A 21321-nucleotide genomic window follows, 5' to 3' on the forward strand; every position below is an offset into this window, starting at 1 on the left:
TTTCCGGCTCCGATTTCCTCGGTGCTTTCCAGGTTTCCGCTTTCGCGTTTCCCTTTCCGGCGGTTCCGACTCTACCAGATCCTCTCGGGCCTGATTCCCAGTCAGGGGGCTTGTCTTCCCGGCTTTTGGGCCGTTCCGACGTCCCAAACTTTAGCGGATCTTCCCGGCGGTTCCTAATCGGAGCTGCCGGAGCCAAATCGAATTGAATTCGGGCACGCCGAAATTCAACCCGGTTGGGAGATCGTGCTGGTGGTTTGGGTGCCGCTTCAGCGGCGGAGGCGCTGTCGCAGAACCGTGACGGCTCCGCGGCAACTCGAAGAACCTTACGGATCCAGGAGGTCACTGTCAACCACCTCTGTCAAGAACTTTTGGGACCGGCTCGCGCCCGTCGCCGGCCGGGGTCCGTGGTCTCAGTCGAGGTCGGTGAGACGGCCGCTCGCGTCCGGCTGGGCGTCCTCCACCCTGCGGAGCAGCCGGGTCAGCACCTCGCCGAGGACACCGCGCTCATCGGCGGACAGGTCCTGGAGCAGGTCCTCCTCGAAGACCGTGGCGAGGCGCATCGCCTCCAGCCACTTCTCGCGGCCCTCCGCGGTCAGCTCGACGATCACGCGCACGCGGTTCGACTCGTCCCGCTCCCTGGTGACCAGGCCCTCCGTGACCATGCGGTCGATCCGGTGGGTCATCGCCGCCGGGGTGAGTCCCAGCCGCTTGGCGAGGTCGCTCGGGCCCAGGCGGTACGGGGCGCCCGAGAGGACGAGCGCCTTCAGGACCTCCCAGTCGGCATTGCTGATGCCGAGGGTGGCGGTCTGCCGGCCGTAGGCGACGTTCATCCGGCGGTTCAGCCGGCCGAGCGCCGAGACGATCTTCTCGACCTGGGGATCGAGGTCACGGAACTCGCGCTGATAGGCCGCGATCTGCTCTTCGAGGGTCGGCTCGCTGGCGCCGACACCGGGGATGTCACCCATGGGCGGAGTATGGCACGCCCCCGCTTGGCCTTGAAGTCCTTCGAGGTGTACAGTTTAGCTTCGAACTTTAGCTCTGAAGTCTTCAGGGTTGACTTCTCGTACCTCTTCTCGGACCGGCTCCCCCGTGTGGGGAGCCGGTCCCCGTTCAAAGGCAGGTGAAAGTGACCAGGGCGATGGGCGCAGCGATGCGCCGGATCCATGTGGGCAACGCACTCAGCGCGTTCGGCCTCGGCTTCACGGTTCCGTATCTGTACGTCTATGTGGCGCAGGTGCGGGAGCTGGGCGCCATGACGGCGGGTCTCGTGCTCGCCGTCTTCGCCGTGGCCGCGCTCGTGGTGCTTCCGTTCGCCGGGCGGGCCATCGTCCGGCGCGGCCCGCGGCCGGTCCTCGTCGCCGCCCTGGTCACGGCCGCCGTCGGGGCGCTGAGCCTCGGGCTCGCGGGCAGTGCGACGACCGTCCTGCTGTCGGCGGCGGCGCTGGGTGCCGGACAGGCGGTCATGCAGCCGGCGCTGGCCACGATGATCGTGGACTGTTCGACGGCGGACACCCGGTCACGCGCCTTCGCGACGCAGTTCTTCCTGCAGAACCTCGGGCTCGGCGTCGGCGGTCTGATCGGCGGGCATCTCGTCGACACCACGCGCGTGGACTCGTTCACCCTGTTGTTCTCGATCGAGGCGGCGATGTTCCTGCTGCTTGCCCTGATCATGACGACGGTGCGGATGCCGCACGCGCCGGCGGTGGAGGACGCGCCGCAGGGCAGGGGCGGCAGCTGGAAGCAACTGCTCGGCAACCGGGCCATGGTGCAGCTGTGCGTCCTTGGTTTCGTGCTCTTCTTCGCCTGCTACGGGCAGTTCGAGTCGGGGCTGAGCGCGTACGGCGTCGAGGCGGCCGGCATCTCGACGTCCGCGCTCGGTACGGCGCTCGCGGCGAACACGGCGATGATCGTCGTCGCGCAGTTCGCGGTGCTGCGGTTCGTGGAGCGCCGGAAGCGGTCCCGGGTGATCGCCGCGGTCGGGCTGATCTGGGCCCTGGCGTGGGTCGTCGCCGGGTACGCGGGACTCGGGCACGGCAGCGGGACCATGGCGACCGCCGCGTTCGTCTCGACGTACGCGCTGTTCGGGCTCGGTGAGGCGATGCTGTCGCCGACGGTGGCGCCGCTCGTTGCCGATCTGGCCCCGACGGGCATGGCGGGCCAGTACAACTCCGCGTTCGCCCTGGTGAAGCAGCTCGCGCTGGCCGTCGGACCGGCGGTGGGCGGCCCGATGGGCGCGTCGCTGCACGCGCCGTACATCGTGACGTTCCTGCTGTTCTCGCTCGGCATCACCTACCTGGCGATCCGGCTCGGACGGCAGCTCACCCCCCTGCAGAACCAGCCGTCGCTCGCCCGGAGCCGGGTGGTGGCGCAGGGCGGCGCTCCCGCGGAGTCCGCGCGCGCCGACGCCTGACGGCGGGGTCTGTCGGACACCCCCGTCAGGCACTCCCGCCGGGCAGGGCGAACTCGCACCACACCGCCTTGCCACCGCCCGGTGTGCGCCGGGACCCCCAGCCGGAGGCGATCGTGGCGACGATGGCGATGCCCCGTCCCGCCTCGTCGCCGGGCTCGGCACGGCGGCGGCGCGGCAGGTGGTCGTCGCCGTCGGTGACCTCGATGATCAGCCGGCGGTCGGTGCGGCGCAGCCGCAGCCGCATCGGCGGGGTGCCGTGCTGGAGCGAGTTGGCGACGAGTTCGCTGGCCGCCAGCACGCCGAGGTCGTGCAGCTCGCGCGGGAAGCGCCAGCTGGTCAGCACGCCGGAGGCGAAGGCACGCGCGCGTGGGGTGGCCTCCACACCGCCCAGCAGTTCCAGTGCCGCGTTCCGGAAGAGCTCGCTGTCGGGGCCGGTGCGGGCGGGGTGCTGGAGGACGAGGACGGCGACGTCGTCGTCGTGGTCGGCGGTCACCCCCGCCGAGCGCACCAGCCGGTCGCAGACGACCTGGGGGGTGCCGGTGGCGCCGGCCAGGGCGCGCTCCAGGGCGGCGATTCCCTCGTCGAGGTCCTCGTTGCGCCGCTCCACCAGACCGTCCGTGTAGAGGACGGCCGTGGAGCCGGGGCCGAGCGGGACCGAACCCGAGGCGTGCATCCAGCCGCCCGTGCCGAGCGGGGGCCCGGTGGGCTCGTCCGCGCGCAGCACGGTGCCGCTCTCGTCCCGGACGAGGATCGGCAGGTGGCCCGCGGACGCGTACACCAGCCGGCCCTCGTTGGGGTCGTGGATGGCGTACACACAGGTGGCGATCTGGTTGGCGTCGATCTCCATGGCGAGGCCGTCGAGGAGCTGGAGCACCTCGTGCGGGGGCAGGTCGAGCCGGGCGTACGCGCGGACCGCCGTACGGAGCTGGCCCATGACGGCGGCGGCGCGCACCCCGCGGCCCATGACGTCGCCGATGACCAGGGCGGTGCGGCCGCCGCCGAGGGTGATCACGTCGTACCAGTCGCCGCCGACCGCGGCCTCCGTGCCGCCGGGGTGGTAGGTGGCCGCGACGCGCAGGTCGTCCGGTTCCTCCAGCTCCTGGGGGAGCAGGGAGCGCTGGAGGGTGACCGCGGTCTCGCGCTGCCGGCGCTCGCTGGCGCGCAGCCGCTCGGCGGCCTCGGCATGGTCGGTGACGTCCGTGGCGAAGATCAGGACCCCGCCACCCCGGCCGTCGGGCGTGTCGACGGGCGTGCAGGTGAAGGTGTACGAACGGCCGTCGGGCGTCCTGCGGGACTTGACGGTGCGGGACTTGGAGCTGCGCAGCACCTGGTCGAGGAGCGGCAGGAGGCCGAGCCCTTCCAGCTCCGGCAGGGCGGCGCGCGCGGGCTCGCCGAGGGGGCGTACGCCGAAGGCCGACACGTACGCGTCGTTCACGTACGCGATGCGGTGGCCGGGGCCGTGCAGCAGGGCGACGAGGGCCGGGACGCGGTCGAGGACCTCGCGGACCGGCAGCGCGTCGACGGCGGGCACGGGCGGCGCGTCGTCGGTCAGCCGCTCGGCGCGGGCCGCGGGCACGGAGCCGTCCCCCCGCCGGTCCTGGATGACCGGATGGTCGCTGCGCGCGGCGCGGCGCTGCGTTCCGGGGAGTCGGGCGCTCCAGCGCGTGAAGTTCACGAGTCCTTGCCTCGGGTTCATGACCCCCGGACGGCACGGTCGCCGGGGGTCCGGGGGTCTCCCCCGAAGGAATACAGCACGTGGAAAAAGCATCGTGGGAAAGCATCGTGGGTCCGAAGAGCGGGCGGTGGGGACCGCCCGGCCGTGGACCAGTCTGGCCGACCGGACCGACATCCGTCAGACGCGGGTCCCTCCGGCGGAGTTCCTGGCTCCGGTCAGGACGACCCCTTCGGGTCCTGGGCGGGTTTCCCCCCGGCCGCCAGTTCGAACTCGGCGCGGGGGTGTTCGAGCGAACCCAGCGAGACGATCTCCCGCTTGAACAGCCCGGACAGGGTCCATTCGGCCAGGACACGGGCCTTGCGGTTGAAGGTCGGGACCCGGCTCAGGTGGTAGGCGCGGTGCATGAACCAGGCAGGGTAGCCCTTCAGCCTGCGCCCGTAGACGTGGGCCACGCCCTTGTGCAGCCCGAGCGAGGCGACCGAGCCGACGTACTTGTGGGAGTACGTCTCCAGCTCCTCGCCGCGCAGGGAGTGGGCGATGTTGTCGCCGAGGAGCTTGGCCTGGCGCACCGCGTGCTGGGCGTTGGGCGCGGTCTGCGCGCCGGGCTCCGCGGCGGTGACGTCGGGGACGGCGGCGGCGTCTCCCGCGGCCCACGCGTGCGTGACGCCGTCCACGGTGAGGCGGGGTGTGCACTTCAGGCGCCCGCGCTCGTCGCGCGGCAGGTCGGTGGCGGCGAGCAGCGGGTGCGGCTTCACCCCGGCGGTCCACACGACCGTACGGGTCGGGAAGCGTGCCCCGTCGCTCAGGACGGCGACCCGGTCGGCGCACGTCTCCAGCCGCGTCTCCAGGCGCACGTCGATGTTGCGCCTGCGCAGCTCGGTGACCGTGTACCTGCCCAGCTCCTCGCCGACCTCGGGCAGGATGCGCGGCGAGGCCTCCACGAGGATCCACTTCAGGTCCTCGGGCTTGATGTTGTGGTAGTACCGCGTGGCGTAGCGGGCCATGTCCTCGAGTTCGGCGAGTGCCTCCACGCCCGCGTAGCCGCCGCCCACGAAGACGAAGGTCAGGGCCGCGTCGCGGATCGCGTGGTCGCGGGTGGAGGAGGCGATGTCCATCTGCTCGATGACGTGGTTGCGCAGTCCGATGGCCTCCTCGACGGTCTTGAAGCCGATGCCGTGCTCGGCGAGGCCGGGGACCGGGAGGGTGCGTGAGACGGAGCCGGGCGCGAGGACCAGTTCGTCGTAAGCCAGCTCCTCCGCGCTCGCGCCCCGTTCCTCGGTGGCGGGCGTGGTGAGGACCGCGGTGCGCCCGGCGTGGTCGATCGACCGGACCTCGCCGACGACGATCCTGCACCCGTGGAGGACCCGCCGCAGGGGTACGACGACGTGCCGCGGCGAGAGGGAGCCGGCGGCCGCCTCCGGCAGGAACGGCTGATACGTCATGTACGGGTCGGGGGAGACCACGACGATCTCCGCCTCGCCCCGTCGGAGTTCCGGTTTCAGCCTTCGCTGCAGGCGCAGCGCGGTGTACAGCCCCACATAGCCGCCACCGACGATGAGAATGCGTGCACTCTTCCGTGGTTCGGGGGTCGTCCCCTGATTGATCTCAGCCGTCACCACCCCATGACGCACCCGGCGCTCGCGTTTGTCCACAGGCCCGGCAATTTGTGTGACCGACCGCCGCCGTCGCGCGGGGTTGGCCGATTTGCCGGAGTACGCGGAAGACGCCCAGCTCAACGGGTGTGCAGGGAGAGAGAGGAAGGGGCGTAATCGGGAGATAACCGACCCGTGGTCCGATCGGGGGGCGCTCCGTGCGGAACCTGCCCCTTCTGAATTGACCCCCTCTCAACTATGTTCGTGTGTCGACGGGGTGTAGGGGGATGTGCGCGACGAGTCCGCAGGGGCGGGCTCGTGCAACACGCTCGTTCCGCACGCTCCGCCTTCCAATGGCGGGGAGAGTCTCCGGGGGGAGACGTCATTACCGGGGGAACGCTTATGCACATTCAGGATTCTCATTGGTCTACCGCGTCGGCCGTCGCACCAGGCGGTGCGCTCGGCGCGGTGAGCGGCAACGGACGTGGGCCGGGCGACAGTTCCCGCACCACCCCGCTCCGCGTGGACGCACAGCGCAATCTGGAACACGTACTGCGCGCGGCGCGCGAGGTCTTCGGCGAGCTGGGGTACGGCGCGCCGATGGAGGACGTGGCGCGGCGCGCCCGGGTCGGTGTCGGCACGGTGTACCGGCGCTTCCCGAGCAAGGACGTCCTGGTGCGCCGGATCGCCGAGGAGGAGACCGCCCGGCTGACCGACCAGGCCCGCTCCGCGCTCGGCCAGGAGGACGAGCCGTGGTCGGCGCTGTCGCGCTTCCTGCGGACGTCGGTCGCCTCGGGCGCGGGGCGACTGCTACCGCCCCAGGTGCTGCGGGTGGGCGTCGCCGACGAGGAGCCCGACGGCGTCCTCGTGGACGAGGTCCGGGTGCCGCAGCAGCGGTCCCAGCCGGCCACCGAACTGCGGCTGGTCGCGGACGCCACGGCCGAACTCGCCGACGACACCGGCGTGGCGGCGCTGCTCGAGGTCGTCGGCCGGCTGGTGGACCGGGCCCGGGCGGCGGGCGAGCTGCGGGCGGACGTGACGGTCGCGGACGTCCTGCTGGTCATCGCCACGGCGGCGCCCTCGCTGCCGGACGCCACCCAGCAGGCCGCGGCCTCGGCCCGGCTGCTGGACATCCTGCTGGAAGGGCTGCGGTCCCGCCCGCTGTAGGCCGACGCTCGCGGTGAGGGACCACCGGTGACAGCCGGTGGCCCCTCACCGCAGCCGTCCACGGCGGCCCCGTACGCGGCCGTCGCCCCGCGGGGCGTTACGAGCGGGCCACCAACTCCCGCACGTTCGGGACGGGGTTGCTGCCGGGTAGGCCGTGGATCTTTTCCCGGACGGGTGACGGTCAGTACCGCCGTACGGCAAATCCCCACGGACGAGTGATCGTTCGCTGCTGCCGGGCTCGCCAGGGCCCCCGTATGACACGCTTCCCGGAATTTCAGGGACCGAGTGTGCAGGCGGGGGCAGTTTCGCGATGAGCGTTGACGGGCTGGGCGAGTCACCCCGCGACGGGGGCACGGACCCCGTGGCGCCGGCCGCACGGCGGGTCCCCGGCCAGGGCCGCCCTCCCCGCGGCGACGACCACGGCGCGAGCGCCGACCCGGGTGAGGACGGGGGCACTCACCCCAGCGTGCCGTCACAGCGCGAGCGGCACGAGAACAGCGTGCTCGCACCGCCGTCCGACAAGGCGCCCCTCAAGCCACCGCCGTCCGGCCCGCCGCCGTCCGACGCCGACCTGATCGTGCGCATGCGCGCCGGCGACGACACGGCGTACGAGGCGCTGTACCGCCGTCACGCCGACGCCGTACGCCGTTACGCGCGCACCTGCTGCCGGGACGTGCACACCGCCGACGACCTCGCCGCCGAGGTGTTCGCCCGCGTGCTCCAGGCGGTGCGCGGCGGCAGCGGCCCGGAGCACGCCGTACGCGCGTATCTGCTCACCACCGTCCGCCGCGTCGCCGCGCACTGGACGAAGACCGCGAAGCGGGAGCAACTGGTCGACGACTTCGCGGTGTTCGCCGCACAGGCCGAGCGCAATCCCGAGGTCTCGGGCGACGACACGCTCGACCTCGGCGCGGACGTGCTGGCGATGCGGGAGGCCGAGCAGTCCATGGCCGTGCGGGCCTTCCGGTCCCTGCCGGAGCGGTGGCAGGCGGTGCTCTGGCACACCGAGGTCGAGGACGAGTCGCCGAGCGAGGTCGCCACGCTCTTCGGGCTCGACGCGAACGGCACCCGCGTCCTCGCCAGCCGGGCCCGGGAGGGACTCAGGCAGGCCTATCTCCAGGCGCATGTCAGCACCGCGCTCATCGCCGACGAGGAGTGCGCGCGCTACGCCGACCGGCTCGGCGCCCATGCCCGCGGCGGCCTGCGTACGCGCGCCGAGCGCGGGCTGCGCAAGCACCTGGAGGAGTGCCCCAAGTGCCGCCTCGCGGCGTGCCAGATCAAGGAGGTCGCCGGCGGCATCCCGGCGGTCGTGCCGGTCGCGGTCATCGGCTGGTTCGGCGCCGCCGGGTACGCGAAGGCGGTCGCGCTCGTCGCCGGCGGCACGGGGGCCGGGGCCGCCGGCGCCGCCGGTGCGGCCGTCACCGCGGGCGGCGGGTCCGGCGGGGCCGCGGCCTCCGAGGGGCTCGGCGCACCGGCGAAGGCGGCTGTCGCGGCGGGAGCCGTGGCGGTGGCCGCGGCGGCGGTCGCGCTCGCGCTGGTGGGCGACGACAGCCCCGTCGGGAAGCCCGAGGCGAGGCCGGCCGCGTCGCACGCCGTCGAGTCGCCGACAGCGGTGCCGGCTTCGAAGCCGCCGAAGCGGGCGTCGGCCCGGCCGCCCCTGGTCCCGGCCGCCGCCCCAGCCCCCACGCCCGCCCCGGCCCCGCCTCCGTCGTCCGCTCCACCGAAGGCCGAGCCGTCCCCGGAGCCCACCGGTCCGAAGCCGGAGCCGAGGCCCACGCCGCCGCCCCGCCCCGACCCGGAACCCACGCCCCCGCCTCCATCCGCGCCCGTCCCGGCCGTCTACCGGTGGAACGAGCTGCGGTACGGCCTCACCGGCGACGGCACCGAGCCCGAGATGCGGCTCGGCGAGAGCAGCTGGGTGTGGCAGCGGTGGGGCGTCTCGGTCGGCGGCCGGGCGTACGCGCGCGGCGTGACCGTGCACGGCCGGTCCTCGGTGACGATCGACCTCAACCGCGACTGCTCGGCGTACGACGCGGTGGTCGGTGTCGACGACATGACGAGGGGGCTCGGGAAGGTGCGGTTCTCCGTGTACGCCGACGGGGTTCGTCTCTGGCGGTCCCCGCTGCTCGCGGGCGGCGACCGCGCGGTTCCCGTCCACGTGGACCTCACCGGCCGCCGCACGATCCGCCTCGCCGTCGAGGCCGACACCCCCTTCGACGCGGTGGCGCCGGCGGACTGGGCCGATGCCGACTTCGGCTGCCGGTGAGGCCCGGGGCCCGCCCCCTATCGACCGGGCGTGCCTAGGGGGTCTTGTCCAGGGCTTCCTTCAGGTCCCGCAGGACGTCGTCCGGGGTGAAGTCCGCGCCCCTGCCCCGTTCGGACTCGCAGCGGCGGGGGCCCAGCGACGCGAGGGCGTCGGCCTCGATGCGCTCGGCGTGGCAGCGCTCCGGCATCGGACGCGGATGGACGCCCCGCCAGTGTCCGGCGGCGGCGAGCAGGCGGACCGCTCGCGGAAGGTCGTCCATGTCCGCGAAGAGCCGGGCCGCGCTCTCCACGAGGGAGGCCGTCACCCACTCCGCGCACCGCGTGTCCACGGCCTGCCGCAAGGTCTCGGCCAGCTTCGCCAGCCCCCGCTCCGGGCCCGCCTCGGTCGCCGTGACCAGGGCGTCGATCTGGCCGAGTACGGCGAGGAACTGCGGCGGCGGAGTCCCCCGGCCGCTCTCCGCCCGCGCCGCCTCGTACAGTTCACGGGCCCGGCCCGGCTCCCCGTCCTCCAGCGTCATGTAGGCGCGCAGCACCAGGATGAAGGCCCTGGAGTCGGTCACCCCGTGCCGGTCGGCCGCCGCGCTCGCCTCGTCGAGGGCGGCCAGCGCCCCGGTACGGTCGCCCGAGCGGAACGCGATCTCGGCGAGCCTGGCCATGAGGAACGGCGTCTCCACGTGCGCGCTCACCTCGCGGGCGAGCCGCAGCGCCTCCGCGTACTCGCTCCTCGCCTCCTCGAACCGGCCGCGGGCCGTCGCCGCCTCACCGGCCGCGCTGCACACCTGGGCGCGCATCCAGCGGTCGCCGACGCGGCGGCTGAGCGTGCGGAGTTCGGCGAGGTCGCCGTCGATGCCGTGCAGACCGCCGGGCGAATCGACGATCATGTGCGTACGGAACATCAGGGTCACGCCCGTCTCCCAGTCGCCGCCGTACCTGCGGCAGTTGGCGACCGAGGCGTCCAGGGCGAGCCGCAGGTCCTCCGAGAGGCCCAGGAAGTGGACGGCGAGCGGCCAGACGAGGCCGGGCATGACCGCCGCGTCCGGGCCGCCCTGCTCGAAGACACCGATCACCCGCCGGATGTACTCGGGGGAGAGCCGGTCCCGCAGCGCCTCCAGCGGCTGCGCCTCCGCGAGCAGGAACAGCTCCTGCATCCGCAGCTTCATCCGCATCCGGTGCAGAGGATGGGTCTCCTCGGAGTCGGCGCCGGCGAGGTACGCCCGGGCGGGATCGACGGCGTCCGACGCGGACAGGTCGCCGCCGGCGTCCAGGACGACGCCCAGCCGCAGGATGCGGCCGGTCCACTCCGCGCCCTCCTGGCGGTAGTTGCGCAGCCACCAGAACCAGCACATGGCGAGGGCGAGGGAGGCCGCCTCTTCCTCGGCACCGGCGAGGACCGCCCGCCGCAGGGCCGCCCTGATGTTGTCGAGCTCGGTCTCCAGGCGCCGGATCCAGGGCAGTTGCCCGGCGGACCGCAGCTGGGGCTCGGCCTCCTCCACGAGGGCGCGCGCCCACGCACGGTGGCGGCGCTCGGCCGCGGCGCGCAGCCCGGGCACCTCGTCGGCGCGTTCGGCGGCGTACTCGTGGATCGTCTCCAGCATCCGGTACCGCATGCCGGCGCCGGCGCCGTCCTCGTACGGCGTGGCGACGATCAGGGACTTGTCGACGAGCGCCCCGACCAGGTCGGCCGCGGGACCGGTGCACACCGCCTCGGCGGCGGCGAGGTCCCAGCCGCCCGCGAACACGGACGCCTCGCACAGCACGGTGCGCTCCCGCTCGTCGAGCAGGTCCCAGGACCAGTCGACGACGGCACGCAGGGTCTGCTGGCGGGGCAGCACCGTACGGCTGCCGGAGGTGAGCAGCCGGAACCGGTCGTCGAGGCGGTCGGCGATCTGCCGGGGCGTGAGCAGGCGCAGCCGGGCGGCGGCCAGTTCGATGGCGAGGGGCAGTCCGTCGAGCCTGCGGCAGATCTCGTCCACCGCGCGGGGATCGTGCACGGCGTCGTCGTCGGGGCGGGCCGCTGCGGCGCGCTCCATGAACAGGCGGTGTGCGGGGTCGAGCGGCAGCGGCTCCACCGGTCGCACCAACTCGCCGGGTACGCCGAGGGGTTCGCGGCTGGTGGCGAGGATCGTGAGGTCCGGGCAGTGCGTCAGCAGGGTCTCCGCGAGGCCGGCGGCGGCGCCGATGACGTGTTCGCAGTTGTCGAGGATCAGCAGCAGGCCGCGCGGGGCGCAGTACTCGACGAGCAGGGCGACCGGGTCGGCCTGTGCCGCCGCGGCGGACAGCTCGTTCGTGATCAGGACGGTCTCGCGCAGCCCGAGGGCACTGACCACCGCGCTGGGCACGGCCTCCGGACGCTCCAGCGGGGCCAGCTCGGCCAGCCACGCCTGCGGCAGCCCGGCGGCGGCCTCCTCGGCGAGGCGGGTCTTGCCCGAGCCGCCGGGTCCGGTCAGGGTGAGCAGGCGTGCCCCGCGCATCTCGGCGCGGATGGCCTCCAGTTCGGGTTCCCGCCCGACGAAGGAGTTCAGCCGCCGCCGGATGTTCCCGCTCGGCGGAGCCGGCCGGCCGGGCTCCGGCACGGATACGGAGTCCGCGTCGAAGGCGCCCGCGAGCAGCTCCCGGTGCAGTGCCCGAAGCTCGGGCCCCGGGTCGGTTCCCAGCCCCTCCAGCAGGGCTTGGCGCACGCCCTCGTACGCGGCGAGGGCGTCCGCGTGACGTCCCGAGTCGCGCAGGGCGCGCAGGAGGAGGGCGTGCAGGGGTTCGTCGTAGGGGTGGGCGGCGGTCAGTTCCCGCAGCTCCGGCACGGCGTCGGGAGCGCGGCCGAGGCGCAGGTCGGCGGCGATGCGGGTGCGCGTCGCCTCCAGGCGCAGGGCCTCGGGCCGGGTCGCGGCGGCGCGGTCCGGGAGGTCCGCGAGGGCGGGGCCGCGCCACAGGGCGAGGGCCTCGCGCAGCTCGCGGGCGGCGGTCGCCGCGTCGCCCCGGTCGAGGGCGGCCTTGCCGGTCCGTACGAGACGCTCGAAGACGTACAGGTCGACGTCGTCCTGCGCCGCGGCGAGCCGGTAGCCGCCGGGCTCGGAGGTGACGGTGTGCCTGCCTGCGGTACGGCGGAGGCGGGCGACGAGGGCCTGGAGGGCGGCCGGGGCGTCCTGCGGCGGGTCGTCCGCCCACACCTCGTCGATCAGGGTCTCGGGGGTGGCCGTGCGGCCGGGGTGCAGGGCCAGGGCGGTGAGGAGTGCGCGTACGCGGGGGCCGCCCAGGGGTATGGGGGTTCCCTGGTCGTCCTCCGCCTGGGTGACGCCCAGGATTCTGTACCGCACCCACCCATTGTCTCCGGGGCCCCACGCCCCGCCACCAGCTTTTCCCCGGCGAGCCGGAACCCGGCGTGGGGCGCTCCCTTGCCCGGGGGTCTGGGGAGCCGCCCAGGACCCCGTGTACTTCCGGCACCCGGCGCCGCAGCCGGGGTCGGGTGGTGCGGTGCACCCGACGCCCACGTGGGGCGCCGCCCCCCTTTGCCACTCTCGGCCCCGTTCCAGCGGAACCCGCCCGTACCGCAATGGGTACGGCCTGCACCCGCCCTCCGTCAGAAGGGGCCGTGCCGGTACATCAGATGCCCGTTGCAGGTCGGGCAGGAAGCGCCGGTCCACCCCCGTCACCAAGGTGCACGCCCGACATGCAACGGGCGGATGTACCGGCGCGGCCCCGACCCACCCACCGGAGCCGAGGCGCCCGCGCGCCCACACCAGGGGATGTCCGGCACCGCCCCGACCCACCCCCGGCGCCCGGCGCCCGCACCAACACCCCCGTCAGGGCGCCCCCGCCAGCCCCCGACGCCCCGCCGACCCCAGCACCCGCCCCTGCGGAGCGATCCCCGCCGGTACCGCCCGCTGCCGCGCCGGCGTCCCCGTCCAGCACGTCCCCCGGCGCGCCAGCAACCGGCGCAGCCACAGCTCCAGCGAGACCAGGTCGGCGAGCCCGTCCAGCGGCAGCGGCTCACCGTCCGCCGCCGCCCGCAGCGCCTTGCGGACCACCCGCGCCTCCACCAGCCCCGCCTCCGCCAGCAACGGCGTGTCGAACAACGCGATCAGCGAGTCGACGGACACCCGCAGCCCCGTACGCGTGGCCGCCGCGGCCGAGGCGTGGGACGGCGCACCCCAGCCCGGTGGAAGGTCCCCGACGCCGGCCCCCTCCAGCACCGTACGGAGGATCGCGGCCCGCGCCCCGGGCTGCACCCGCAGCGCCTCGGGCAGCGCCCGGCACGCCCGTACCACCTGGTTGTCGAGGAACGGCGCGTGCAGCCGCTGGAAGCGGATCTCGGCGGCCTGCTCCAGGATGCGCAGATCCGCCGCGTGCCGCGCCAGCGCGGCGCGCGCGCGGAAGTCGCCGGGCCGCTGCCCCGGACTCACCCCCGGCCGCCCGGACGCCCCTTGCAGGCGAACCGATACTTCAGCCAGTGCCTCCCCGGTCAGCCACCGCGCGGCCGGCCCGGGCCTGGCCCAGGTGAGCGCGGCGAGGGAGGCGCCCACGGCCCCGCCGGGTTCCTCGAACCGCCGGTGCAGCAGCCGGTCGGCGAGGACGTCGACCCCGGCCCGGTAGGGCGTACGGGCGAGCCTGCGCGCCGCGCCGTACACGCGCGCGGGGACCATGACGGAACCGTCGGCCCGGGCGAGCGCCGCGACGGGGCGCACCAGATGGCGCCGCTTGCGGTCCATCAGGAGGTCCGCGAGGCGGGCGGGATGCGCGTCGAGCGCCTGCCGTGCCCCGTACCCGGTGAAGTGGTCCGCGCTGCCCGCGGCGAGCCGCGCCCGGTGCCGGGCGGCGGTGACCAGCGACGGCCCGGGCTCGTCGGTGAGCGGCCCGTCCAGGTCGGCGTAGGGCAGGACCTCCTCGCCGCCGGTGACGACCACGTGGTGCAGCCGGGGGTTGGCGGCCAGCGTCCCGGCCCGTTCGAGCTCGGCCTCGCGCCCGCTGACGGCGAGGTCGTTGAAGGTGACGGCGAGGAGCCGCTCCCCGGCGCCGGTGCCGTGCCCCAGCACGGTTCCCGGCATCCCGGGGAGCCCGGCCGCGAGGAGCGCCAGGGTGCCCGAGGCGGGCCCGCCGGAGAGGTCGGCGCCGATGCCGGGCACCGGCATGCCGCGCGCGGCGCGCCGCTCGGCGGGCCCCATGCCGGGCACGGGCCCGGGGTCCACGTCGGCTCCGGGCACGTGCCGGGGCGCGGCGAGCCGGGTGCGGACGGCGTCGACTAGGGCGTCGCGGACGGCGTCCACGGAGGCGGTCGGATCGGCCGTGGGCGCGGCGACGGCGAGCGAGGCGACCGCCTCGTACCCGGCGATCTCCCGGGCGCCCGCGCGCAGGATGAGCGCGTGTCCGGGAGGGATGCGGCGCACGCCGTCGTACGGCGTCGAGTCGTGCACGGCGGCGGGTACGTCGGGGGCGGCGAGGAGCGCGGCGAGGTGCCCGAAGTCGAGGTTGGCCTCGATGAGGTCGGCGAGGGGCAGGGCGGCGGTCGCGTAGGCCGTGCCGCCCGCCCAGGGGGTGTGGAACACCGGCCGGGCGCCCGCGAGATCGCCGCAGACGGTGACCCGCCGCCCGGCCTGGACGATGACGGTGTAGCTGCCCGGCCAGGCGGTGAGATGCCGAAGTGCCCCTCCGCGGGCGGCGAAGAGCCCGACGCGCAGTTCCTCGTCGGAGGCGCCGCAGGTGCCGAGGACGGCGATGCGGTTCTGCGCGTCGGCGTTCAGGACGCGCACCTCGTCGGGGCGCCAGTCGCCGACCGCCCAGAGCGGATCGGGGTCGCCCCACAGGAGTTGGGAGCCCACCGGGTGCACGGTCTCGCCGTCGCCTCCGGTGGATCCTGCCGAGCCGATCTCAGAGGCTCTGGCGGCGGTACTGCTCCACCCCACCAACCACCGCATCGCCGCCTCCACGGGCTGTGGACAACCAGTGCACCGCACGAACTGGGCACCATGCTGCCACGAAGCGGGCATGCGGGAAGGCCTGTGCGACTGCTTGCGCCCCCCGGAATGCGCCCCCGTGGGCCCCGGCGCCCTCGCGGCGAGGCACGGGACGAGGCACCCGATGAGGCGCTGAGGACGTCGAGGCGGACGTGACGAACCGTCAGGGGTACGGTGGGCACGGCACGTTGACGGCCGGACGGCGGACCGCCCGGACCACCGCGACGGGCCGCGCCCGCGCCCGCCACCCGGGCGGCCACGAAGGATTCCCCACGGCGGTCGCGGAGGACTCCTACGACCGCCGCCGAGGACTCCGCACCAACGGCGACGCGAATGCACCCCCGATACGCTCCCCAAAGGCACCCCGCGCGCCCTCAAGTCACGTGGTGAGAGCGCGAATCCACCTCCAGAGGCACCGTCGAAAATAAGCCAAATCGACGCGGGATGGCCAGGCGTGCACACGCTCCGTACAGGCCCTGCGCAGGGACCGCCGACCCGCAGTCCGGGAGGCGAGGCTCGCCTCCCGGACCGGTCCGCCGCCCGCGGGGATGTAGGCGGCGGTGTCCCCCAGCCCACCGGATCCAGTACAGCGGGCCGACCCACGCGTCCCCATGGAAGCGGCTCCCCGGATGGCCGGAGAAGAGCGCACGGACAGGCGCACGGCCACACAACGGGAGCACGCCGCAACACTCCGTACTGCCGTGCGGACCACATTCCCGCCATCCGGAAGTACGCCCCTTAACGCTTGGGATTGGGCGAACTACGCTGGGTTTACGAATGCCGCGTGGTTATGCCAGCACGGCAGCCGTCTGTGTCGAGGGGTGGCGCATGTCCAGGGAGCAACGCGGGCCGAACGAAAAACTCGGCACCGTTCTCGCCCTCGCGGGAATCAGCAACGCAGGCCTCGCGCGACGCGTCAACGACCTTGGCGCTCAGCGCGGCCTGACTCTTCGCTACGACAAGACGTCGGTGGCGCGCTGGGTGTCGAAGGGAATGGTGCCCCAGGGCGCCGCCCCGCACCTCATCGCCGCCGCCATCGGGCAGAAGCTCGGCCGCCCCGTACCGCTCCACGAGATCGGTCTGGCGGACGCGGATCCCGCGCCGGAAGTGGGCCTCGCCTTCCCCCGCGACGTGGGGCAGGCGGTGCGGTCGGCGACGGAGCTGTACCGCCTCGACCTCGCCGGGCGCCGCGCGGGCGGCGGCATCTGGCAGTCGCTCGCCGGTTCGTTCGCGGTGAGCGCCTACGCGACGCCCGCCTCACGATGGCTGATAACCCCGGCCGACAGCTCGGTGGCACGCGACGAGAACCCCGGCGAGGGCTCCGGAGCACCGCTGAAAGTCGGCCACAGCGATGTGCTGAAACTCCGCGAGGCCGCCGAGGACGCCCGGCGCTGGGACTCCAAGTACGGCGGGGGCGACTGGCGTTCGTCCATGGTGCCCGAGTGCTTACGCGTGGAGGCGGCACCGCTGCTGCTCGGCGCGTACTCCGACGAGGTGGGCCGGGCCCTCTTCGGGGCGAGCGCCGAACTGACCCGTCTGGCCGGCTGGATGGCCTTCGACACCGGCCAGCAGGAAGCCGCCCAGCGCTACTACATCCAGGCACTGCGCCTGGCCCGCGCCGCCGCGGACGTGCCCCTCGGCGGATACGTCCTGGCGTCGATGTCCCTCCAGGCCACCTACCGGGGCTTCGGCGACGAGGGCGTCGACCTCGCCCAGGCCGCCCTGGAGCGCAACCGCGGACTGGCCACCGCCCGCACCATGAGCTTCTTCCGCCTGGTCGAGGCACGGGCCCACGCGCGCGCCGGCGACGCACAGGCCGCCGGCGCAGCCCTGAAGGCCGCCGAGGGCTGGCTGGAGCGGGCCCGGGACGGCGACCACGACCCGTCCTGGCTCGGGTTCTACTCGTACGACCGGTTCGCCGCCGACGCGGCCGAGTGCTACCGCGACCTGAAGGCACCCCGCCAGGTCCGCCGCTTCACCGAGCAGGCGCTGTCGAAGCCGACGGAGGAGTTCGTCCGCTCCCACGGACTGCGCCTGGTGGTGTCGGCGGTCGCCGAGCTCGAGTCGGGCAATCTGGACGCGGCCTGCGAGCAGGGCGTCCGGGCCGTCGAGGTCGCCGGGCGCATCTCCTCGGCGCGCACCACCGAGTACGTGAAGGACCTCCTGCACCGGCTGGAGCCGTACGGCGACGAGCCGCGGGTGGTGGAGCTGCGGGAGCGGGCACGGCCCCTGCTGATGGCTCCCGCGTAGCGGCGGGCTCCCGGCACCCCTCGCCGCCCGCGGGCGCCGGGGAGCCTTCCCGGGTTTGAGGGCATTGTCAGTGGCGCAGTGCACTATCGAAGCCGGGAGGTGAAGCGGGTGCGGCAAGGGGCTGCCTACGACTGCGACGTGCTGGTGACCGGCGGCGGGATCGTCGGCCTGTCGGCGGCGTACGCGATCACGCGCGCCGCGCCGGGCACGCGGGTCACGGTGCTGGAGAAGGAGCGGGGCCCCGCCCGCCACCAGACCGGCCGCAACAGCGGAGTCATCCACAGCGGGGTCTACTACCGCCCCGGCTCGCTGAAGGCGCGGTACGCGGTGCGGGGCGCCGCCGAGATGACCAAGTTCTGCGCCGAGTACGGCATCGCGCACCGCGTCACCGGCAAGCTGATCGTCGCCACCGAGAAGTCCGAGCTGCCCCGCCTGCACGCCCTCGTCCAGCGCGGCCGGGAGAACGGCATCCCGGTCCGCGAGCTGGGCGCCGCCCAGATCGGGGAGTACGAGCCGCAGGTCCGCGGTCTCGCCGCCATCCACGTCGGGACGACCGGCATCTGCGACTTCGCCGCCGTGGCCCGCCATCTCGCGGAGTCCTCCGGCGCCCGGATCCACTACGGGGCGCGGGTCGTCCGCATCGACCGGCGCCCCGAGCTCGGCGTCGCCGTCCGCACGGCCGACGGCCGGGTCGTCCGCGCCCGCGTCCTGGTCAACTGCGCGGGGCTGCACTGCGACGAGATCGCCCGCCTCGCCGGGGACGACCCGGGCATGCGGATCGTGCCCTTCCGCGGTGAGTACTTCACCCTGGCGCGGCCGGAGCTGGTGAACGGCCTGGTCTATCCGGTGCCGGACCCGGCTTTCCCGTTCCTCGGCGTGCATCTGACCCGCGGCATCGACAACAGCGTGCACATCGGCCCGAACGCGGTACCCGCGCTGGCCCGCGAGGGGTACGGCTGGGGCACGGTCAGCCCGCGCGAGCTGGCGGCGACGCTGGCCTGGCCCGGCTCCTGGCGGATCGGCCGCCGCCACTGGCGGTACGGGGCGGGCGAGCTGCGCCGCTCGGTCTCCAAGACGGCGTTCACGGAGGCCGTCCGGCGGCTGCTGCCCGCGATCACGCCGGACGACCTGATACCGGCCGCGGCGGGGGTCCGCGCGCAGGCCGTCCTGCGGGACGGGACGCTCGTGGACGACTTCCTGATCCAGGAGCGCCCCCGGACGGTCCACGTCCTGAACGCGCCGTCCCCCGCCGCCACGGCGTCCCTCCCGATCGGCAGGGAGATCGCCCGCCGGGCCCTGAAGTCCCTCGCCGGGACCTGACCGCCCCGCTGCGCCCCTCACCGGGCCTGACCCGCCGGGCATCCGCGGAAACCGGCGCGGGACCCGGCACGGAGCCACCCGGGACCCGGCGCGTGACCCGCCGGACCCGGCAGCCGGCCCGGGACCCGGTGCGAAACCCACCCTGGGAGGGACCCGGTGCGAAACCCGCCGTGGGAGGGACCCGGTGCGAAACCCGCCCGGGGAGGGAGTCGGCGTGAAACCCGCCCGGGACCGGTATGGACCCGGCTGGCAGCCCGCGCGGCAGGTGTCCAGTCGTGACCGCCGTAAAATCGACTCACTGTGTCTGATTCCCTCAACTCCTCCGAAGAGCCCCGGCCCGCCCTCACCGACGAGCCCCGGCCCTCCGTCGCCGACGGCTCGCCGGGTCCCGCCCGTGCCAAGAGCGAGCCCCGCTTCCCCGACGGACCGAAGCCGGACCCGGCCGGGTCGCACTTCGAGCGCCGGATCCGGAGTTTCCAGCCCCGGCGCAGCCGGGTGACCGCAGGCCAGGCGGACGCACTGCGGCGGCTGTGGCCCAAGTGGGGACTGGACATCGACGGACGCCCCCTGGACCTCGCGGAGCTGTTCGGCCCCGGCCGTCCCGTCGTCCTGGAGATCGGCTTCGGAATGGGTGAGGCCACCGCGCAGATGGCGGCCGCGGACCCGGACACCGGCATCCTCGCCGTCGACGTGCACACCCCGGGCCAGGGCAATCTGCTCAACCTGGCCGACCGCGACGGCCTGACCAACATCCGCGTGGGCAACGGCGACGCGATCATCCTGCTCCGCGAGATGCTGTCGCCGGACACGCTGGACGGGCTGCGCGTGTACTTCCCGGACCCGTGGCCGAAGAAGCGGCACCACAAGCGCCGCATCATCCAGCCGGAGTTCCTGACCCTCGCCGCGTCCCGCCTGCGGCCCGGCGCCCTCGTCCACTGCGCCACCGACTGGGAACCGTACGCCGAGCAGATGCTGGACGTGCTGACCTCGCACCCGGACTTCGAGAACACCCGGCCCGACGGCGGTTACGCGCCCCGTCCCGGCTTCCGGCCGCTGACCCGTTTCGAGGGCCAGGGGCTGGACAAGGGCCATAAGGTGCACGACCTGCTGTTCCGCCGCGTGGAGCACCCGCCGGGGCACCGATCCTGACCGGCCGCGCATCGGACCTGACCGGCCGCGCACCGAACCGGACAGACCGCGCACCGAACCCGACGGGCCGGGCACCGGAGCCGACCGCCGGAGGAGCACGCCGACCGACCGCCCGCCGACGGCTGACCACCGCACGGCATCCGCCGGGCGCCCTCGCGGGCGGCGCCCCTCCCTCGTTAGGGTCGATGCCGTGGCCACCTTTCCTCCGTACCCGACGTACCCCAGCGGCTCCGCCGACGGCGGGCTGCGGCACGCGCACTGGTGGCAGCACAGATGGGTGCGTTACGGCGCCCTGATCACCCTGCTCGCGCTGTCGGGGCTCGTCATCCTGGCCCTCGTCCGCCGGCAGACCGGCACCCAGGGTTTCCTGGTAGGCCTGGGCCTCGCCGTCCTGCCCGTCCCGCTCCTCGTCGCCGCGTTCCGGTGGCTGGACCGGGTCGAGCCGGGCCCCCGGCGGAACCTGGTCTTCGCCTTCGCCTGGGGCGCGTGCGCCGCCGCGCTGATCGCGATCGTCGCCAACAGCTTCGCGACCCGCTGGATAGCGACCGCGACCGCCGACCCGTCCAGCGCCGACACGCTCGGCGCCACGGTCATAGCGCCCGTGGTGGAGGAGTCCGCGAAGGGCGCGGCCGTGCTGCTGGTCTTCCTGTTCCGCAGACGGGACTTCACGGGGATCGTCGACGGAGTCGTCATCGCCGGGATCACCGCCACCGGCTTCGCGTTCACCGAGAACATCCTCTACCTCGGCACCGCCTTCGGCACCGACCAGCTGAACGGCGACCAAGGACTCGCGTCCGTGACGGCGGCGACCTTCTTCGTGCGGGTGGTGATGTCGCCCTTCGCGCACCCGCTGTTCACCGTCCTCACCGGCATCGGGTTCGGCGTCGCCGCGCTCCCCGCGGACCGCCGGCGGCTGCGGCGCGTACTGCTGCCGCTGTCCGGCCTGCTGGCGGCCATGGGCATGCACGCCATGTGGAACGGCTCGTCGTCCTTCGGCGAGTACGGCTTCTTCGCGGTGTACGCGGCGTTCATGGTCCCCGCGTTCGGGCTGCTCACCTGGCTGGTCGTCTGGACCCGTCAGCGGGAGCTGCGCACGGTGCGCGCGGAACTGCCCGCGTATGCCGTCACCGGGTGGCTGACCGCGCCCGAGCCGTTCGTGCTCGGCTCCATGCGCGCGCGGCGGCTCGCCCGCGACTACGCCAAGCACCACTTCGGCCGGGCCGCCGCGCGCTCCGTCGCCCAGTACGAGGCCTACGCGACCTCGCTCGCGTTCCTGCGGCACCGGGGGCGCCGTGGCCACGCCGGCCCCGACTTCGTCGTACGGGAGAGGGAGCTGCTGCACGAGCTGTGGCGGCGCAGGGACATCGCCCGCCCCTCCCTCGCGTACGCGGCCCGCGCCGCCGCGCCCCCGGTCGCACCCCCGTGGCCGCCGGTGTACGCGCCGCCGCACGCCCGGCCGTACGCCGACCCCGCGGCGGCGTACCGCCCGCCCCACCCCGCGTACGACGCGTATCCGGGCTACAACCCCTACCGCTCGTGACCGCCGAC

Annotated in this window: 12 protein-coding genes; 7 read left to right on the forward strand and 5 right to left on the reverse strand. The window is 74.2% G+C overall.

Annotation, left to right across the window (positions count from 1 at the left end; translation table 11 throughout):
- Positions 1 to 410: 410 nt before the first annotated feature.
- Complete coding sequence (locus AC0ZLC_RS32300) at positions 411 to 965, reverse strand: MarR family winged helix-turn-helix transcriptional regulator (RefSeq protein ID WP_358855610.1); 555 nt, start codon at positions 963 to 965, stop codon at positions 411 to 413.
- Positions 966 to 1138: 173 nt separating this feature from the next.
- Between AC0ZLC_RS32300 and AC0ZLC_RS32305 the strand changes: the two genes are divergently transcribed.
- Positions 1139 to 2410: an MFS transporter gene (locus tag AC0ZLC_RS32305; protein ID WP_476755493.1), complete on the forward strand. Its 1272-nt coding sequence runs from the start codon at positions 1139 to 1141 to the stop codon at positions 2408 to 2410.
- A 25-nt stretch (positions 2411 to 2435) separates the two neighbouring features.
- Here AC0ZLC_RS32305 and AC0ZLC_RS32310 read toward each other — a convergent pair whose 3' ends face one another.
- Positions 2436 to 4085: an ATP-binding SpoIIE family protein phosphatase gene (locus AC0ZLC_RS32310; RefSeq protein ID WP_476755494.1), complete on the reverse strand. Its 1650-nt coding sequence runs from the start codon at positions 4083 to 4085 to the stop codon at positions 2436 to 2438.
- 215 nt (positions 4086 to 4300) lie between these two features.
- Complete coding sequence (locus AC0ZLC_RS32315) at positions 4301 to 5701, reverse strand: NAD(P)/FAD-dependent oxidoreductase (protein ID WP_476755495.1); 1401 nt, start codon at positions 5699 to 5701, stop codon at positions 4301 to 4303.
- A 378-nt stretch (positions 5702 to 6079) separates the two neighbouring features.
- Between AC0ZLC_RS32315 and AC0ZLC_RS32320 the strand changes: the two genes are divergently transcribed.
- Together AC0ZLC_RS32320 and AC0ZLC_RS32325 are read left to right on the forward strand one after the other, a co-directional pair.
- Positions 6080 to 6844, forward strand: a complete 765-nt coding sequence (locus tag AC0ZLC_RS32320; protein WP_476755496.1) for a TetR/AcrR family transcriptional regulator — start codon at positions 6080 to 6082, stop codon at positions 6842 to 6844.
- A gap of 310 nt (positions 6845 to 7154) precedes the next feature.
- Complete coding sequence (locus AC0ZLC_RS32325; protein ID WP_476755497.1) at positions 7155 to 9110, forward strand: sigma-70 family RNA polymerase sigma factor; 1956 nt, start codon at positions 7155 to 7157, stop codon at positions 9108 to 9110.
- A gap of 34 nt (positions 9111 to 9144) precedes the next feature.
- Here the strand turns inward: AC0ZLC_RS32325 and AC0ZLC_RS32330 are convergent, their stop codons facing one another.
- The gene (locus AC0ZLC_RS32330; protein ID WP_476755498.1) at positions 9145 to 12420 is read right to left on the reverse strand and encodes an AfsR/SARP family transcriptional regulator; all 3276 of its coding nucleotides are present in this window, start codon (positions 12418 to 12420) and stop codon (positions 9145 to 9147) included.
- Positions 12421 to 12906: 486 nt separating this feature from the next.
- The gene (locus AC0ZLC_RS32335; protein ID WP_476755499.1) at positions 12907 to 15015 is read right to left on the reverse strand and encodes an asparagine synthase-related protein; all 2109 of its coding nucleotides are present in this window, start codon (positions 15013 to 15015) and stop codon (positions 12907 to 12909) included.
- 867 nt (positions 15016 to 15882) lie between these two features.
- Between AC0ZLC_RS32335 and AC0ZLC_RS32340 the strand changes: the two genes are divergently transcribed.
- From AC0ZLC_RS32340 to AC0ZLC_RS32355, 4 genes are all read left to right on the forward strand, one after another.
- Entirely contained in the window at positions 15883 to 17304 is a 1422-nt protein-coding gene (locus tag AC0ZLC_RS32340; protein WP_476755500.1) for an MFS transporter, read from the forward strand.
- A gap of 108 nt (positions 17305 to 17412) precedes the next feature.
- Positions 17413 to 18624 (forward strand): L-2-hydroxyglutarate oxidase, encoded by a 1212-nt coding sequence (lhgO, locus tag AC0ZLC_RS32345; protein ID WP_476755501.1) that lies wholly within the window; start codon positions 17413 to 17415, stop codon positions 18622 to 18624.
- Between the two features lie 300 nt (positions 18625 to 18924).
- Positions 18925 to 19773, forward strand: a complete 849-nt coding sequence (gene trmB, locus AC0ZLC_RS32350; RefSeq protein ID WP_476755502.1) for a tRNA (guanosine(46)-N7)-methyltransferase TrmB — start codon at positions 18925 to 18927, stop codon at positions 19771 to 19773.
- 190 nt (positions 19774 to 19963) lie between these two features.
- Positions 19964 to 21313: a PrsW family intramembrane metalloprotease gene (locus tag AC0ZLC_RS32355; protein WP_476755503.1), complete on the forward strand. Its 1350-nt coding sequence runs from the start codon at positions 19964 to 19966 to the stop codon at positions 21311 to 21313.
- The last annotated feature ends 8 nt before the right edge of the window (positions 21314 to 21321 follow it).

The organism is Streptomyces sp. GLSS-08 (assembly GCF_056387915.1).

What these genes read in the sequence shown, in the direction of transcription:
- AC0ZLC_RS32300 (WP_358855610.1), bottom strand. Translation starts at nt 965, where the DNA reads ATGGGTGACATCCCCGGTGTCGGCGCCAGCGAGCCGACCCTCGAAGAG.
- AC0ZLC_RS32305 (WP_476755493.1), top strand. Translation starts at nt 1,139, where the DNA reads ATGGGCGCAGCGATGCGCCGGATCCATGTGGGCAACGCACTCAGCGCG.
- AC0ZLC_RS32320 (WP_476755496.1), top strand. Translation starts at nt 6,080, where the DNA reads ATGCACATTCAGGATTCTCATTGGTCTACCGCGTCGGCCGTCGCACCA.
- AC0ZLC_RS32325 (WP_476755497.1), top strand. Translation starts at nt 7,155, where the DNA reads ATGAGCGTTGACGGGCTGGGCGAGTCACCCCGCGACGGGGGCACGGAC.
- AC0ZLC_RS32335 (WP_476755499.1), bottom strand. Translation starts at nt 15,015, where the DNA reads ATGCGGTGGTTGGTGGGGTGGAGCAGTACCGCCGCCAGAGCCTCTGAG.
- AC0ZLC_RS32340 (WP_476755500.1), top strand. Translation starts at nt 15,883, where the DNA reads ATGTCCAGGGAGCAACGCGGGCCGAACGAAAAACTCGGCACCGTTCTC.